At 71.2% G+C, this 15,204-nt stretch carries 15 protein-coding genes; 5 read left to right on the top strand and 10 right to left on the bottom strand.

The window, feature by feature from the left end:
* Position 1: 1 nt before the first annotated feature.
* The 4 genes from ABZ215_RS17470 to ABZ215_RS17455 form a co-directional block, all read right to left on the bottom strand.
* Entirely contained in the window at positions 2 to 1,156 is a 1,155-nt protein-coding gene (locus tag ABZ215_RS17470; protein WP_354950272.1) for a glycosyltransferase family 4 protein, read from the bottom strand.
* Between the two features lie 111 nt (positions 1,157 to 1,267).
* Entirely contained in the window at positions 1,268 to 2,323 is a 1,056-nt protein-coding gene (locus tag ABZ215_RS17465) for a C40 family peptidase (protein ID WP_020421858.1), read from the bottom strand.
* Positions 2,324 to 3,309: 986 nt separating this feature from the next.
* A complete protein-coding gene (locus ABZ215_RS17460; RefSeq protein ID WP_020421859.1) occupies positions 3,310 to 3,540 on the bottom strand; it encodes a hypothetical protein in 231 nt (76 codons plus the stop codon).
* Between the two features lie 134 nt (positions 3,541 to 3,674).
* Entirely contained in the window at positions 3,675 to 5,045 is a 1,371-nt protein-coding gene (locus ABZ215_RS17455; RefSeq protein WP_235716261.1) for an NYN domain-containing protein, read from the bottom strand.
* A 72-nt stretch (positions 5,046 to 5,117) separates the two neighbouring features.
* On the opposite strand from ABZ215_RS17455, the gene ABZ215_RS17450 reads away from it, so the two are divergent.
* Together ABZ215_RS17450 and ABZ215_RS17445 are read left to right on the top strand one after the other, a co-directional pair.
* On the top strand, positions 5,118 to 6,839 hold the full coding sequence (locus ABZ215_RS17450) for a DEDD exonuclease domain-containing protein (RefSeq protein WP_354950271.1): 1,722 nt from the start codon (positions 5,118 to 5,120) through the stop codon (positions 6,837 to 6,839).
* 53 nt (positions 6,840 to 6,892) lie between these two features.
* Positions 6,893 to 7,180: an Lrp/AsnC ligand binding domain-containing protein gene (locus ABZ215_RS17445; RefSeq protein WP_020421862.1), complete on the top strand. Its 288-nt coding sequence runs from the start codon at positions 6,893 to 6,895 to the stop codon at positions 7,178 to 7,180.
* A 58-nt stretch (positions 7,181 to 7,238) separates the two neighbouring features.
* Here the strand turns inward: ABZ215_RS17445 and ABZ215_RS17440 are convergent, their stop codons facing one another.
* The 4 genes from ABZ215_RS17440 to ABZ215_RS17425 are packed head-to-tail and all read right to left on the bottom strand — an operon-like array spanning position 7,239 to position 11,577.
* Positions 7,239 to 8,909: a cytochrome bc complex cytochrome b subunit gene (locus tag ABZ215_RS17440; RefSeq protein WP_027936433.1), complete on the bottom strand. Its 1,671-nt coding sequence runs from the start codon at positions 8,907 to 8,909 to the stop codon at positions 7,239 to 7,241.
* Positions 8,906 to 10,069: a ubiquinol-cytochrome c reductase iron-sulfur subunit gene (locus ABZ215_RS17435; protein ID WP_020421864.1), complete on the bottom strand. Its 1,164-nt coding sequence runs from the start codon at positions 10,067 to 10,069 to the stop codon at positions 8,906 to 8,908. Before ABZ215_RS17435 ends, ABZ215_RS17440 begins: the two co-directional genes overlap by 4 nt.
* Before the next feature lie 5 nt (positions 10,070 to 10,074).
* Positions 10,075 to 10,893 carry a cytochrome c gene (locus ABZ215_RS17430; protein WP_017984055.1) on the bottom strand — a complete coding sequence of 273 codons (819 nt, stop codon included), beginning with the start codon at positions 10,891 to 10,893 and terminating at the stop codon, positions 10,075 to 10,077.
* Between the two features lie 54 nt (positions 10,894 to 10,947).
* Complete coding sequence (locus ABZ215_RS17425) at positions 10,948 to 11,577, bottom strand: heme-copper oxidase subunit III (RefSeq protein WP_039791891.1); 630 nt, start codon at positions 11,575 to 11,577, stop codon at positions 10,948 to 10,950.
* 96 nt (positions 11,578 to 11,673) lie between these two features.
* On the opposite strand from ABZ215_RS17425, the gene ABZ215_RS17420 reads away from it, so the two are divergent.
* The 3 genes from ABZ215_RS17420 to trpD are packed head-to-tail and all read left to right on the top strand — an operon-like array spanning position 11,674 to position 13,630.
* Positions 11,674 to 12,105, top strand: a complete 432-nt coding sequence (locus ABZ215_RS17420) for a hypothetical protein (RefSeq protein WP_354950270.1) — start codon at positions 11,674 to 11,676, stop codon at positions 12,103 to 12,105.
* A 41-nt stretch (positions 12,106 to 12,146) separates the two neighbouring features.
* A complete protein-coding gene (locus ABZ215_RS17415) occupies positions 12,147 to 12,557 on the top strand; it encodes a hypothetical protein (protein ID WP_354950269.1) in 411 nt (136 codons plus the stop codon).
* Positions 12,558 to 12,604: 47 nt separating this feature from the next.
* Positions 12,605 to 13,630: an anthranilate phosphoribosyltransferase gene (gene trpD / locus ABZ215_RS17410; RefSeq protein WP_237338193.1), complete on the top strand. Its 1,026-nt coding sequence runs from the start codon at positions 12,605 to 12,607 to the stop codon at positions 13,628 to 13,630.
* Positions 13,631 to 13,712: 82 nt separating this feature from the next.
* Here the strand turns inward: trpD and ABZ215_RS17405 are convergent, their stop codons facing one another.
* Positions 13,713 to 14,132 (bottom strand): cytochrome c oxidase subunit 4, encoded by a 420-nt coding sequence (locus ABZ215_RS17405; RefSeq protein WP_017984060.1) that lies wholly within the window; start codon positions 14,130 to 14,132, stop codon positions 13,713 to 13,715.
* A 52-nt stretch (positions 14,133 to 14,184) separates the two neighbouring features.
* The gene (locus ABZ215_RS17400; RefSeq protein WP_027936435.1) at positions 14,185 to 15,126 is read right to left on the bottom strand and encodes a cytochrome c oxidase subunit II; all 942 of its coding nucleotides are present in this window, start codon (positions 15,124 to 15,126) and stop codon (positions 14,185 to 14,187) included.
* Positions 15,127 to 15,204 lie beyond the last annotated feature (78 nt).

Here is a 15,204-nt window from a genome sequence, read left to right as displayed (position 1 = left end):
GTCAGGGGGCGACGGCAGGCTCTCCGCTGAGGAACGCGCGCAACCGGGCGCCCAGCAGGTCCCACCGCCACTGCTCGGTCACCCAGTTCCGGCCCGCGACGCCCATCTTGCGGGCGCGCGACGGGTCGTTGAGCAGCGGGGTGAGGGTCTCGACCAGCTGGTGGACGTCGCGGCCGTCGACGACGTGGCCGGTCACCTCGTCGAGAACGGTTTCCGGGGCGCCGCCCGAGTTGCCCGCGACGACCGGCAGGCCCGTCGCCGAGGCCTCCAGGTAGACGATCCCGAGGCCTTCCACGTCCAGTCCCTTGCCGCGGGTGCGGGCGGGCATGGCGAAGACGTCGCCGGCTGCGTAGTGCGCGGGCAGCTCGGGCCACGGCACCGAACCAGTGAACACGACATCGTCGGCGACACCCTGCGCCTCGGCGAGCCGTTCCAGGGACTTCCGGTACGGGCCGCCGCCGACGAGCAGGAGTGCGACGTCCGGGACGCGGCGGCGCAGTTCGGGGAGGGCGTGGATGAGCATGTCCTGGCCCTTGCGCGGCACGAGCCGGGACACGCACACGACGGTCGGCCGGTCGCCGAGGCCGTGCCGGGCGCGGATCTCGTCGCGGGCGGCGGGGTCCGGTTTGAACACGTCCGGGTCGACGCCCGGCGGCAGCAGCTCCAGCCCGGCGGACGGGCCGAACGCCGACGCGAACCGGCCGCGGGTGTACTTGCTGACGTAGGTGATCACGTCGGTGGTGTCGCCGATGCGGCGCAGCGCCTGGCGGGCCAGCGGCAGCATCGACCAGCCGACCTCGTGCCCGTGCGTGCTCGCGACGACCCAGTCCGCGCCCGCGGCCCGCAGCGGCTGGGCGAGCAGCGCCAGCGGGGCCGCGGCGCCGAACCAGACGGCCTGGCAGTCGTGTGCGCGCAGGATGTCCTTGGCGCGGCGGAGCACGTCCGGGGTGGGCAGCATCAGCGAGGTGGGGTGCCGGGCCACCTCGAACGGCGCGGCGGCGTCGAACTCGGGGTGCGAGCCGGAGGGCTTGTCCCAGGAGGGTGCGTAGACGACGAGCTGGTCCGGCGGCAGCAGGCGCGCGAAGGAGTTCAGGTAGTTCTGGATCCCCCCGGGCCGCGGCGGGAAGTCGTTGGTCACCAGCAGGGTCCGAAGCACGGGCTGGAGACTACTAGGGAGCGCCGGGACGGTTCCGGGTGCGGCGGCCCCCGGAACGAGTCAGGGGCGGCTCCGGTTGTGGCCGGTGCCGCCCCTGACGTGTTGCCGAACTCAGCTCACCGCGACGCGGCGGGCCGAGACGTAGTTGTTCTGCAACGGCGAGATCTTGACGACGTCCCCGGTCTCGGGGGCGTGCACCATCTTGCCGTCGCCCAGGTAGATGCCCACGTGGTGGATCGGCGAACCGAAGAACACCAGGTCGCCGGGCTGCAGCTGGGCCCGCGAGACCGCGACACCGGCCGTGGCCTGCTGCTGGCTCGTGCGCGGCAGGGTGATGCCCGCCGCCTTGTAGGCGTACAGCGTCAGGCCCGAGCAGTCGAACGAGCTGGGGCCGGTGTCGCCCCAGCCGTACGGGCTGCCGAGCTTGCTCAGCGCGACGTCGATCGCCTCCTGGGCGGCCGCCGTCGGGGCGGGCACGTTCGGCGCGAGGCCGCCCGTGTCCTTCTGCGCGGCCCGCTCGGACGCGGTGAGCCGCTGGCGCACCTGGTCCAGCTGGTCGAGCTGCGCCTGCAGCGCGGCCTGCCGGGCGTGCAGGTCGTTCAGCAGCGTCGCGGCCGCGTCCTTGGCGACCTGCGAGCGCGTCTGGGCGTCGGCTGCCGCGGCCTGGGCGTTGGCAGCCGCCTGGATCGCCGCGTTGTAGTCGGCGAGCGCCTTGTTCTTCTCGTCGGCGAGCACTTCCAGAGCGGAGGAGCGCTCCAGGAAGTCCTGCGCCGAGGTGCCGTTCAGCAAGGCGGACAGCTTGTTGAACTGCACGCCGCCGACGAACGAGGCGTCGGCGAACTGGTCGACCACGCCCTGGTACTGGTTCTTCGCGATGAGCGCCTGCTCACCGGCCGCGTTGGCGGCTGCCAGGTCGGCGTTGGCCCGGTCCAGGTCGGCCTGCTTGGCGTCGAGGTCGGCCTGCGCCTGCATGGCCTCCTCGTTCAGCTGCTCGGCCTGCGCGGCGAGCTGCCGGTACTGCGCCAGGGCGTCCGACGAGGTGGCGGGCTGCTGTGGGGCGGGGAGGGGGACCGCGCCGGCCGGAGCCGTGGGGAAACCACCGACCGCGAGTACCGCGGCGGCGGCGAGGGCTCCTGCGACCACGCGCTTGATGGGTTGCGACTGCACGCCGCGCGTGTCTCCTTTGCACTCATGTCGCCGCCGGCCGTCGCAGGAGGTCGGGGGACCCTCCACACTGCACCGGCGCGGGCGGACACAAGCACCCGAACCGGTCTACGACGGTAACCCGGCATGTCCAGACGCAGGGGGTAGCGCACCTGGGTCCATGCGTGGGTCCGGCACAGCTCCCCGACAAGCTGCTACGGCGACAATCTCGCGTCGCCGCCGCGGGCGCGACGGCTGCCGGGCGCGAGATCTCGGCCAGGTTACGAAACGACCGCCGTCGCGTCCACCAGGCACCAGGTAAAAACTTTGCGTAATCACCTCTCTTCCCGTTCGGACCAGCGGTTCCCCTGTGGGTGTGACCAAGGCAACAGTCGGCAGGATCACGACTACTGACCGTTTGCCGCTCGAAGCGACCGTTTGTCTTCTTCGGCGTGTCGGGGCGCGGTGGGTGCCCGGCCGCCGTGGTTCGGCCATTTCGGGCGCGGAACGGCCGGCCGGAACGACGGCGCACGCACGCCGCTCGAACCGCGACCGGAGGTTCCGTCTGCGCGTGGGGACGCGCGGTCGGCCCCCGGCCCCCGTAGAGGGGGTCATTCACGCGCGGAGGGGCCGGCCGGAACGACGACACGCACACGCTTGCCACTTGAACCGCGACCACGGTTCCGCCGCGTGTCGGCTTGCGGTCGCCCCGGCCACCCCTGTCGGGCTCTATCCGCACGCAGCCGCCGCCCGCCACGACGGCATGCGCACGGTTGCCACTCGAACCGCGAGCGCAGAATCCGTCCGCGCGTGTCGGGGACGCGGTCGGCCCCTGGCCGTCGCGGTGGGGCTCTATCCGCGCACGCGGGCGCCGCCTACCACGACGGCGCGCGCACAATTTCCGCTCGAAACCGCAACCAAGGTTCCCTTGCCGTGCCGGGTCGCTCCCCCATCCACCCCGAGGCGCCCGAGTATGTCCGGCAGCCCCCGAGACCGCCCGAGCGCGTGGGTCAGCCCGCGCGGCGCTCGGGCAGCCGCACATGCGGGCGCCGGCCTCGGGAGATCGTTCGGGGCGGCGGCACCAGGCCCGCGTCGGCGAGCAACTCGACCGCGGCGAGTTCCTCGAAGTCGAGTTCGACGACCGGCGGGGCGTCGACCACGGCGCTCAGCACGCAGTCGCCGCAGGCGCGGCCCCTCAGCGTGCACCGGTTGCACTCGATGATCACGGTGTTGTCGTTCATGGCGTGCCTCCTCGTTGCTACTGGGATGCACGGTACGAGTGACCACCGACAATTTCGGGCTCGCGTATCGAACGAATGGACCAACGGTGTGCGAGAAAACCGCTGACCTGCGGAAACACCGCCGAAAAAAATCTCTAGACCCGTCCGAGACGCGCCAGCAGCACCGCCGACGCCACCGGGTGCGCCCCCGATCGCCGGACCGAGTCGGCCACTCCGCGGTCGGTCGAGGCCACGACCAGCGGGCGGCCCTGCGGCTCGGCCGCGACCAGCGACCGGATCACGTCGTCCGCGATCACGCCGGGGTCGGAGAACAACACGCGCACCCCGCGGGCGCTCACGGTCGGCACCGACATCACCTCGGCGCCGTCGAACACCACGGTGATCTCCGCGCCCGTCCGCGCCGCCAGCGCGCCGAGCTGCTGCACCAGCCGGTTCCGCTGGTCGGCCAGCGTCAGCTCCGGGTAGCCGGTCTTGGTGACGTTGTAGCCGTCGACGATCAGGTGCACGCTCGGCAACGCGAGCAGCCGGTCCAGCACCGCCGGGTCCCGCACCTGCCGCCCGGCCCCGGTGCCCGATGTAGCACCCAGCACGGTGTCCGCCGGGCGCCGCGCGCTGGTGTCCAGCGCCAGCTCCCGCCGCAACCCCGTGACCGCGCCCTGCAGGGTGTCGACGAGCAGCGACAGGCGCACCTCGTCCGCCTCGCGGGCCTCCTTCGCGGACTGGCGCGCGATCTCCGCGTCCGCCGCCGCCCGCTCGGCCCGCGCCCGTTCGGAAGCCGCGCGCTGGCGCTCACGCTCCAGCTGAGCGGTCACCGCGGCCACCTCTTGCTCCCGCCGCACGTCGGCCTGCGCCAGCAGCTCACGCGCCTCCTCGGCGGCGTCCTTGGCCTGCCGCAGCTGCGTGCCCTGCTCCCGGAGCCGGTTGCGCAGCTTCGCCAGCTCCTCCTCGCGCTCCACGCGGGCGCCCTCGATCGCCTCCCGCGCCTCCGCCAGCTCCTCGCGCACGCGCGCGAGCTCCGCCTCCAGCCGCTGGCTGCGCGCCACCGCCGCGTCGCGCTCGGCCCGCAGCGCCGTCTCCGCGGCGTTCTTGACCACCAGCCGCACACGCGTCGCCGCGCTGGCCTCGCCGAGCAGGACGGCCGCCACCGCGGCGGCCACCGGGTCCGGGTCGTTCGGGTCGAGCGCGTCCGGCCGGTACTCGCGCACCCACTCCAGGACGGCGGTGCGGAACGCGGTCGAATCCTCCAGGGTTGTGAGGAGCGCCGCACCGCCCAGCTTCGCGCGCTTGGCCGGGGCGAACTTCGCGACCGGCCGCAGCTGCTGCGGGATGTCGATGCGCGGGATCTTCCCCAGTGCCTCGGCGGCCAGCTCGGCGAGCCGGCCGCGCACCGGCTCCGGCAGATCGCGCCAGTTCACGGACTTGGTGTCCGGCTCCGGGCGCGCGCTCGCCGCGGGCGCCCGGAGACCGGGGTCTTCGGGCTCTTCGGCGTGCACTGAGGGAAACATCCGTTCAGGGTAGTCCGCTTCGGTAACGATCACCGTTCGTGCCGTGATCCGGGATTGTCGGTCCCCCTCCTTATGGTGCCGATCATGCAACTCGCGGACGGCGCGCAACTGACCTTCGACGAACTCGGCACGCCGCTTCGGGACACCACGTTCGTCGTGTTCGACCTGGAGACGACCGGGACCAAGCCGGGCCCGGACGGCATCACCGAGATCGGCGCGGTCAAGGTCCGTGGCGGCGAGGTGCTGGGTGAGTTCGCCACCCTCGTCGACCCCGGGATGCCCGTCCCGCCGCAGATCGTGGCGCTGACCGGCATCACCTCGGCGATGCTGCACGACGCGCCGAAGATCGACCGCGTGCTGCCCGCGTTCCTGGAGTTCGCCAGCGGCGCGGTGCTGGTCGCGCACAACGCGCCGTTCGACACGTCGTTCATGCGGGCGGCCTGCCTGCACCACGGCTACCCGTGGCCGAAGCCCGCCGTGGTGTGCACGGTCCGCCTCGCCCGGCGCGTGCTGACGCGGCAGGACAGCCCCAGCTTCCGGCTGTCCGCGCTGGCGGCCCTGTTCGGCTCGCCGGTGACGCCGAACCACCGCGCGCTGGACGACGCCCGCGCCACCGTGCACGTGCTGCACGCGCTGCTGGAGCGGGTCGGCAACGTCGGGGTGCAGTCGCTGGAGGAACTGCTCGACTACCTGCCCGAGGTGACGTCCGCCCAGCGGCGCAAGCGCGGGATGGCGGCCCACCTGCCGGAATGCCCTGGCGTCTACCTGTTCCGCGGGCCGGGCGACGAGGTCCTGTACGTCGGAACGGCGAGCAACCTGCGCCGCCGGGTGCGCCAGTACTTCACCGGTTCGGAAAGCCGCGGCCGGATCCGCGAGATGGTCGCCCTCGCCGAGCGGGTCGACGGCATCGAGTGCAGCCACGCGCTGGAGGCCCAGGTCCGGGAGCTGCGGCTGATCGCCGCGCACCGGCCCTCCTACAACCGGCGCTCCAAGAACCCGCGCAAGTCGTGGTGGATCGTGCTCACCGACGAGGCCTTCCCGCGCCTGTCCGTGGTGCGGCTGCCCAAGGACGGCGCCCTCGGCCCGTTCTCCTCGCAGGTCACGGCCAAGATCGCGGCGGACGCCCTGGCCGGCGCCGTCGGCCTGCGCACGTGCACCCAGCGGATCTCCGCGCACTCGCCGTCCGGCCGGCCGTGCGCGCTCGCCGAGCTCGGCCGGTGCGGCGCGCCGTGCGCCGGCAGGCAAAGCGTCGAGGAGTACTCCCCTGGCGTGCACGCGATCGTCGACCTGGTCGCCGGGCGCGGCGCCCGGCCGCTGGAGTCCGCGCGCCGCCAGCTCGACGACCTGGCCGGAGCCGAGCACTTCGAGCAGGCGGCGCGGCGGCGGGACGAGCTCGCCGTGCTGGTGCGCGCCGTCGACCGGGCCCACCGGCTGTCGTCGCTGGCCGCGATCCCGGAGCTGGTCGCGGCGGCCCCGGACGGCAACCGCGGGTGGGAGTTCGCGGTGATCCGGCACGGCAGGCTGGCCTCGGCCGGCGTGGCCCGCCGCGGTGTGCCGCCGATGCCGGTGGTCGAGCAGCTCGTGGCGTCCGCGGAGACGGTCGAGCCCGGCCCGGGGCCCCTGTACGGGGCGCCGCCTGAGGAGACGTCGATCCTGCTGCGCTGGCTCACCCGGCCCGGCGTCCGCCTGGTGCGCACGGCCGTGCCCTGGTCGGAGCCCGCGCACGGCGCCGGTCCGTGGCGCGGCTGGCTGGAGCAGGTCGCCACCGCCGTGTCGCTCGAGCAGGCCGGGTAGGGACGCGGGGAGCTACGATCGCCGCGCTACCCAATTACGCGAGGAGGACGCGAGTGATCACCGCGATCGTGCTGATCCATGCCGTGGCGGACAGCATCCCGGAGACCGCGCAGGCGATCGCCGACATCGACGGCGTGGCGGAGGTGTACTCGTGCGCCGGGGACGTCGACCTGATCGCGATCGTGCGGGTGCACGCCCACGAGGAGCTCGCCGACCTCATCCCGGCCAAGATCGGCAAGGTGCCGGGCGTGATCGACACCGACACGCACATCGCGTTCCGGTCCTACTCCACCGCCGACACCGAGTCCGCGTTCGCGATCGGCGTCGAGGACGCCGACTGAACCCAGGAACGAGGAAGGGCCCCCGGATCGCTCCGGGGGCCCTTCTCGTGACCGTGACTTAGTGGTCCGGCGTCTTCCAGCCCGAGGGGACCTCACCCTTCTCGGGCAGCTCGCCGGGGACGTGGCCGTTGCCGTGCCCGTTGCCGCGGGCCCGGTCGAGCGCCGCGGTCTCCTCGACCGGGTCCGGCGCCAGCATCGTGCCCGGCACCGCCCGCCCGGCCGCGCCGAGCTTGTTCATCTTCTTCGGCACCGCCGCGCCCTGGTACTCCAGCGGGATGGCGTGGCCGTGGTCATCCACACCGCCCAGCGGCTGGTGGATCTCGATGAACTCACCGTGCGGCAGGCGCTTGATGATGCCGGTCTCGATGCCGTGCTCCAGCACCTCCCGGTCGGACCGCTGCAGGCCCAGGCAGATCCGGTAGGTGATGAAGTACGCCAGCGGCGGCAGCACCAGGATGCCGATGCGGCCGGCCCACGTGGTCGCGTTCAGGGAGATGTTGAACTTGTCCGCGATGATGTCGTTGAACCCGGACAGCTCGATCACCATGAAGAACGCCAGCGCCATCATGCCGATCGAGGTGCGGACCGGTGCGTCACGCGGGCGCTGCAGCAGGTTGTGGTGCGCGGTGTCGCCGGACAGCTTCCGTTCGATGAACGGGTAGCCGATCAGCAGCGCGAACAGGATCGGCATCCAGACCGCGCCTGCGAAGAACACCGCCGGGACCGTGTAGTTGCCCAGGTAGAGCTCCCACGCGGGGAAGATCCGGAGCATGCCGTCGGCCCAGGCGAGATACCAGTCCGGCTGCGAGCCCGCCGACACCTGCCCCGGGTTGTACGGGCCCAGGTTCCAGATCGGGTTGATCTGGAAGATGCCCGCCATGATCGACAGGATGCCGGTGACGATGACGAAGAACGCACCGGCCTTCGCGGCGAACACCGGCATGATCCGCACGCCGACGACGTTGGTCTCCTTGCGCCGCACGCCAGGGAACTGGGTGTGCTTCTGGTACCAGACCAGCGCCAGGTGCACACCGACCAGCGCGAGCATGATGCCCGGCAGCAGCAGGATGTGCAGCGTGTACATGCGCGGCACGATCTCGTCGCCGGGGAACTCCCCGCCGAACAGCGCCCAGTGCAGCCAGGTGCCCATGATCGGCACCGAGAGCACGATGCCCGACAGGGTGGCGCGGATACCGGTGCCCGACAGCAGGTCGTCCGGCAGCGAGTAGCCGAAGAAGCCCTCGAACATGCCCAGGATCAGCAGCAGCGCGCCGATGACCCAGTTGGCCTCGCGCGGCCTGCGGAACGCTCCGGTGAAGAAGATCCGGAACATGTGCACCATCATCGCCGCGACGAACACCAGCGCGGCCCAGTGGTGCAGCTGGCGGACGAACAGACCGCCGCGGACCTCGAACGAGATCTCCAGGGTCGTCTGGAACGCGCGGGACATCTCGACGCCCTGCAGGTTCTTGAACGGCCCGTTGTAGACGACCTCGGACATCGACGGATCGAAGAACAGGGTCAGGTAGACACCCGTGATGATCACGACGATGAAGCTGTAGAGCGCGATCTCACCGAGCAGGAACGACCAGTGGGTCGGGAAGACCTTGTTCATCTGGTGCCGCAGGCCCTTGGCCAGGCGGTACCGCTGGTCCATGTTGTTCGCGGCCTCGGCGGCGTGCCGCTCCAGCATGCTGGAGCCCCGTGTCGGCGTGGTGAGTGAACTCATGACTTGCGCTCCCAATAGGCGGGGCCGACCGGCTCGATGAAGTCTCCCCGCGCCACGAAGTACCCCTCATCGTTGACCGTGATGGGCAACTGCGCAAGCGCGCGGGTCGCCGGGCCGAAGATGGGCTTGGCGTAGTGCAGGGCGTCGAACTGCGACTGGTGGCACGGGCACAGGATCCGGTTGGTCCGCTGCTCGTACAGCGAAGTCGGGCAGCCGACGTGGCTGCAGATCTTCGTGTAGGCGTAGTAGTCGCCGAAGTTGAAGTCCTCCTGCCCCTCACGCTTGACGACCCGCTGGGCGTCCTCGGGACGCAGGCGGATCAGCATGACCGGGGCGTCCGCGCGCATGAAGACCGCGGCCAGCTTCTCGTGGTCGCCGCGCTCGCTCTCCCGGAACGGGTAGACCGTCTCCATCGCGCCCGCGTCCAGGTCCTCCGGGCGCAGCAGGACGACCTCGCCGGTCTTGCCGGTGTAGCGGCGCAGGTAGACGACCTCGCCCGGGTACTCCGGCTTCCACGGGGTGTGGGCCAGGTTGTCCTTGGACTCGGGGTCCTTCCACGGGTTCTTGATGAACGACGCCACCGGCAGCGCGACCAGACCGAGGCCCATCACGCCGGCGCCGAGGCCCGCGGTGCGCTTGACCAGCGAGCGGCGGCCGATGGTGCTGCGGTTACCGGCGTCGGCAAGCTGCGCGACGATCGTCTTGCGGTCGATCTCGGCCGAGCCCTTGCCGTCGCCGTCGTGGCGCTCCTGCACCGCGAGCTCGTTCGGGATGAACCGCTTCGTGTAGAGCAGCACGCCGATGCCCAGCGCGAGGATCGACAGGCCGAGCGTGAAGCCCAGGACGGGCGTGTAGAGCGCGTACCGCTCGTACTCGCCGGTGTCCGGGGCCTTGTACTCCCACCACTCCGGCCAGCAGATGGTCACCAGGAAGCCGAGACCGGCCAGCGCCGCGATGGTGAACCACAGCGCCACGACCCGCTCCGCGCGCTTCTCCGCTCGGGTGCCCTTGACCGGCCACGGGTCCGGGTAGTCGACCAGCTCGACGCCGTCGAGCTTGGTGCCCAGCTTGACCAGCTGGTCGCGGTCCATCTCGGCCAGTTCGGCCTCGGAAGGCTGGGGAACCCCCGGCTCGCGCCCGGCGCCCGGGTGCTCTTCCATGCTAGTCATGCCCTCGATCCAATCCACAAAGTCACGCCGACGATGGCGCCGATGCCGACGATCCACGCGACGAGCGCCTCCGAGGCCGGCCCAAGGCCGCCCAGGCCGTTGCCACCGGGGTTGTTGTTCCCGTCGGACACGGACTTGACGTAGGCGACGATGTCCCGCTTCTCCTCGGGGGTGAGCTGCCGGTCGGAGAACTTCGGCATGTTCTGCGGACCGCTCAGCATCGCCGTGTAGATCTGCTCTTCGCTGGCCGGGCCGAGCTCCGGCGCGAACTTGCCCGCGGACAGGGCGCCGCCCTGGCCGGTGAAGTTGTGGCACGACGCGCAGTTGAGGCGGAACAGCTCGCCACCGCGCGCCGGGTTGTCACCGCGCAGCGCCTCGCCGGACTCGGCGGGCCGCTCCGGGCCGCCGCCGTTGGCCTGGATGTAGGCGCCGACCGCGTCGATCTCCTCGGGGGTCAGCTTGGCCGGCTTGCGCTCGGCCTGCGCCTCCTGGCGGACCGCGGGCATGCGGCCGGACGAGGTCTGGAAGTACACCGCCGCGTCACCGACGCCGATCAGGCTCGGGCCGCGGTCCTCGACGCCCTGCAGGTTCGCGCCGTGGCAGCTGATGCAGCTGTTGTTGTAGACCTGCTGGCCGAGGCGCAGCTGCGCCGGGTCGTCCTGCGCCTGCGCGGTCTGCGGCTGCGGCACCAGGAGGGCGTAGCCCAGGCCGGCGCCGACCAGCGCCACACCGAGCGCGAGCGCGCCGGCGATGCGGCGGCGCAGCTTGGTGCGGGCGCCGAAGCGGCGCCTGGAGGTGTTCTTGCTGGTGGTCATTCTTCGGCAACCCTTGCTGTCAGTTCAGGCCGGTCCATGGGGTGGCTGGCGCGGTCACGGGATGATGTAGATGACCGCGAACAGGCCGATCCACACGATGTCGACGAAGTGCCAGTAGTAGGACACGACGATCGCCGAGGTCGCCTGCGCGGGGGTGAACTTGCTCAGCTTGGTGCGGATGAGCAAGAAGACGAAGGCGACGAGACCACCGATCACGTGCAGACCGTGGAAACCGGTCGCCAGGAAGAACACCGTGCCGAAGGCACCGGACGGGATGGTCACGCCCTCCTCGACAAGCGTGACGTACTCACCAGCCTGACCGGCGACGAAGATCGCGCCCATGATCAGGGTGATGACGTACCAGCGGCGCAGCCCGTAGACGTCACCGCGCTCGGCGGCGAACACGCCGAGCTGGCAGGTGAACGACGACGCCACCAGGATGATGGTGAAGGGCAGCGCGTACGGGATGTCGAGGTGGATGGGCTCGTCGGTCGCCGGGTTGATCGGCGGCCAGACCCCCGTGTCGTTCTGCGCCTTGACCGTGAAGAACATCGCGAACAGCCCGGCGAAGAACATGAGCTCGCTGGAGAGCCACACGATCGTGCCGACGCTGACCATGTTCGGCCGGTTCAGCGAGTGCACCCGCTGGCTGATGGTGGGAGCTGCCGTTGTCACGGGTCGCATTATGTCTCCCTGCGAAGCGACCTGCTTGGTCGGGTCCGGCACGCCGCGCCGGGGGTGTTGGTCACAGTGACGAACGCGGAGGGTGAGGATCAGGGCGTGGGAATCATCGATCGGGTTCGTGACCTGCTGCGAAAGCGTGGCGGACCGGACCTCACCGTGGACACCGAGGGTGTCGTGGTCGTGGCCGAGGCCTTCGACGTCGCCGAAGCCGACTCGGCGGTGCTGGGCAGATCACACCGCTGGCGGCCGGACGAGCCGGCGATTCTGCGCCACCACCTGGTGCTGCCACCGGATCGGGTCACCGAGGCCGCGTCGGTGCTCGCCCAGGACGGGTGGGAGCTGCGCCCCGTGCCCGGCGGCGAAGGACCCGTCCGGGTGCACGCGCTGCGCGTGCAGAAGCTCGACGCGCTGCACTGCGCGCAGGAACGGGCCCGGATGGCCGGGCTGGCGCAGCGGCTGGACGGCGACTGGCTCGGCTGGGACGCGCTACAGCCGATGGGCCTGGGTGGAACCGGCCGGGACGGCTAGCATCGACACGACCAGTACAGCGACGGAGCCGGAGGGTCGACTTGTCCGAACAGTCCACGCGGATCCTGGTGTTCAGCCACCGTCCCGAAGTGCGGGAGTCGATCATCACGGCGGTCGGCCGCAGGCCCGCCACCGACCTGGGCCAGGTCGACTACGTCGAGGCCGCCGGAGTGGCCGACGTGCTGGCCGAGATGGACGAGGGCGCGGTCGATCTGGCGATCCTGGACGGCGAGGCCCAGCCGACCGGCGGCATCGGGCTGTGCAGGCAGGTGAAGAACGAGATCGACGACTGCCCGCCCATCGTGATCGCCGTGCGGCGCAAGGACGACCGCTGGCTGGCGACCTGGTCGCAGGCCGACGCCGTCCTGGTCCATCCGCTCGACCCGCTGACCGCGGCGGAGACGGTCGCGGACGTGCTGCGGGCCCGCCGGGTCCCGGTCGTCCGGGGCTGAGGCGCCGCGACCGAATGAGGCCGGTTCGCCGGCCGTGAAAGGTGACCATGGGCACGCAGACTTGGCCCACGCTGCTCAACCAGCTGATCGCCGGCGCCGACCTCTCCGCGGAGGACACCGCGTGGGCGATGGACCAGGTGATGTCCGGGGAGGCCACGCCGGCCCAGGTCGGCGGTTTCCTGGTCGCGCTGCGCGCCAAGGGCGAGACGCCGGCCGAGATCACCGGCCTCGCGGACGCGATGCTGTCGCACGCGCGCCGGGTGCGGATCGCGCGGGACGCGGTGGACATCGTCGGCACCGGCGGTGACCGGTCCGGGTCGGTGAACATCTCGACGATGGCCTCGCTGGTCACCGCGGCCGCCGGGGTGCCGGTGGTGAAGCACGGCAACCGGGCGGCGTCGTCGAAGGCCGGGACCGCGGACGTGCTGGAGGCCCTCGGGGTGGCGATCGACCTGCCGCCGGAGGGGGTCCAGCGGTGCGTCGACGAGCTGGGCATCGGGTTCTGCTTCGCGCCGGTGTTCCACCCCGGGTTCCGGCACGCGGGCGCGCCGCGCCGCGAGCTGGGCGTGCCGACCGCGTTCAACCTGCTGGGGCCGCTGACCAACCCGGCGCAGCCGACGGCCGGGCTGATCGGGTGCGCGTTCCCGGACAAGACCGAGGTGCTGGCACGGGTGTTCGCCGGCCGCGGCACGTCGGCGCTGGTGGTCCGCGGTGACGACGGCCTCGACGAGCTGACCACGACGACGACCAGCTCGGTCTGGGTCGTGTCCGGCGGATCGGTGCGGGCCGAGTCGCTGGACCCGGCCGAGCTGGGCATCGCGCGCGCCACCGCGGAGGACCTACGGGGCGGCGACCCGGCGGCCAACGCCGAGGTGGTGCGTGAACTGGTGGCGGGCAAGCCGGGGCCGGTGCGGGACGCGGTGCTGCTGAACGCGGCCGGGGCGCTGGCCGCGCACGCCGGGTTCAGCTCGTCGCTGACGGACGATCTCGCCGCGGGGTTGTCGCGGGCCGCGGAGGCCGTGGATTCCGGCGCTGCGGCGGATCTGCTGGCCCGCTGGGCGGCTTTCCGGTGAGCTGAGGGGCTGAAAATCCCGCGCTCTACAACGAAAAGGGCCCGCCCGGTGGAAACCGAGCGGGCCCTTTTCGCGGATCAGGTCACTCGTGGTTGGGGCCGGTGTGGTACTCGAACACCAGGCCGCCGACCGTGAGCAGGATCAGGATGCCGCCGACGACCAGCATCCAGATGTGGAAGAACGCCAGTCCGAGACCGACGAACGCGGCCGAGGCGGCCAGTCCGATCGGCCAGTAGCTGCCCGGGCTGAAGAAGCCCATCTCGCCCGCGCCGTCGCTGATCTCGGCGTCGTCGCGGTCCTCCGGACGCGGTTCGATCCGACGGCCGACGAACCGCATGTAGCTGCCCGCCAGGAGGGACAGCCCGCCGGTCAGGATCAGGGCGACCAGGCCGACCGGCTCGACGCCGTAGCCACTGGCCAGGCCGGTCCACACGCCGTACACGATCGCGATGAAGAACGCGAAAGCGGTGACCAAGTCGAAAATCCGGGCTTCGACCTTCATGACGCTGTCCTCACTGTGTTCATGCTTCCAACACCCACGGGAACCAACCGGCTCAGCCGGACTGCGTCCGCAGCGTGCGGTCGGTGTTGAACGGCTTCGTCGTGGTCGCCTGCGGCGCGCACAGCTCGCCGCAGTTCAGCGCGGCCAGCGCCTCGGCGGTGGTGTTCGGCTGCCCGGTGGCCGGGTTGATCTGGGTGCGCAGCTGGATGTAGCGGTCGAACTGGTCGGCGGGCAGCGCCCGGACCTCGAAGTTCATGCCCGAGTGGTAGGTGCCGCACAGCTCGGCGCAGCGGCCGACGAACGCACCGGTCCGGTCGATCGTGTTCTGGAACGACGGGTCCTGGTTGTTCTTCTCCGGGTCCGGGAACACGTCCCGCTTGAAGTGGAACTCCGGCACCCAGAACGAGTGGATGACGTCGGCCGAGCGCAGGTTGTACTGGATGCGCTTGCCTGCGGGCAGGACCAGGATCGGGATCTCGCTCGAGCTGCCGACGGTCTTGATGACCTGGCCGTTGGCGTCCTTCGGGGCGCTCGGGTAGTCGAACTCCCAGTTCCACTGGAACGCGATCACGTCGACCGTGACGTCCGGGTCCGGCTCCTCGGCGAGCACCTTGCTCTCGGTGGTCGCGGTGAAGAAGAACAGCACGCAGACCATCACGAGCGGCAGCACGACGCAGAACAGCTCGAGCGGCACGTTGTACTGGAACTGCCGCGGCAGGTCGCCGGGGCCGTCGGTCTTCTTCTTCCGGTGGAACGCGACCGACCAGAAGATCAGGCCCCACACGATCACACCGACGACGAGCGCGGCGATGACGGACCAGGTCCAGAGGACGCGCATGTCCTCGGACTCCTTGGTCACGCCGACGGGCCACCCGAACCGCAGCACCTCGTCACCGGAGCACCCGGTCGCCAGGAGCGCGACGAGCCCGGCCAGCGCGGCGACCTTACCCACTTTCGCCGAACGTGATGCCGGAGTGCGCTCATCCCTGCCCACTGCGCAGCGCCCTTTCAACCCAGGCCTCCTTGACGATTTCTGGCTTACCAGCGGGAGCCTAGCCGAGCTACCGCGATC

It is taken from the genome of Amycolatopsis sp. NPDC006131, assembly GCF_040614175.1.
Lineage (GTDB): Bacteria > Actinomycetota > Actinomycetes > Mycobacteriales > Pseudonocardiaceae > Amycolatopsis_E > Amycolatopsis_E tucumanensis.
This window is presented reverse-complemented; position numbering and strand designations above follow the sequence as displayed.

Coding starts and splice junctions, on each gene's coding strand:
- ABZ215_RS17455 (WP_235716261.1), bottom strand. CDS start 5,045: ATGTTTCCCTCAGTGCACGCCGAAGAGCCCGAAGACCCCGGTCTCCGG.
- ABZ215_RS17460 (WP_020421859.1), bottom strand. CDS start 3,540: ATGAACGACAACACCGTGATCATCGAGTGCAACCGGTGCACGCTGAGG.
- ABZ215_RS17430 (WP_017984055.1), bottom strand. CDS start 10,893: ATGACCACCAGCAAGAACACCTCCAGGCGCCGCTTCGGCGCCCGCACC.
- ABZ215_RS17425 (WP_039791891.1), bottom strand. CDS start 11,577: ATGCGACCCGTGACAACGGCAGCTCCCACCATCAGCCAGCGGGTGCAC.
- ABZ215_RS17405 (WP_017984060.1), bottom strand. CDS start 14,132: ATGAAGGTCGAAGCCCGGATTTTCGACTTGGTCACCGCTTTCGCGTTC.
- ABZ215_RS17440 (WP_027936433.1), bottom strand. CDS start 8,909: ATGAGTTCACTCACCACGCCGACACGGGGCTCCAGCATGCTGGAGCGG.
- trpD (WP_237338193.1), top strand. CDS start 12,605: ATGGGCACGCAGACTTGGCCCACGCTGCTCAACCAGCTGATCGCCGGC.
- ABZ215_RS17435 (WP_020421864.1), bottom strand. CDS start 10,069: ATGGAAGAGCACCCGGGCGCCGGGCGCGAGCCGGGGGTTCCCCAGCCT.
- ABZ215_RS17450 (WP_354950271.1), top strand. CDS start 5,118: ATGGTGCCGATCATGCAACTCGCGGACGGCGCGCAACTGACCTTCGAC.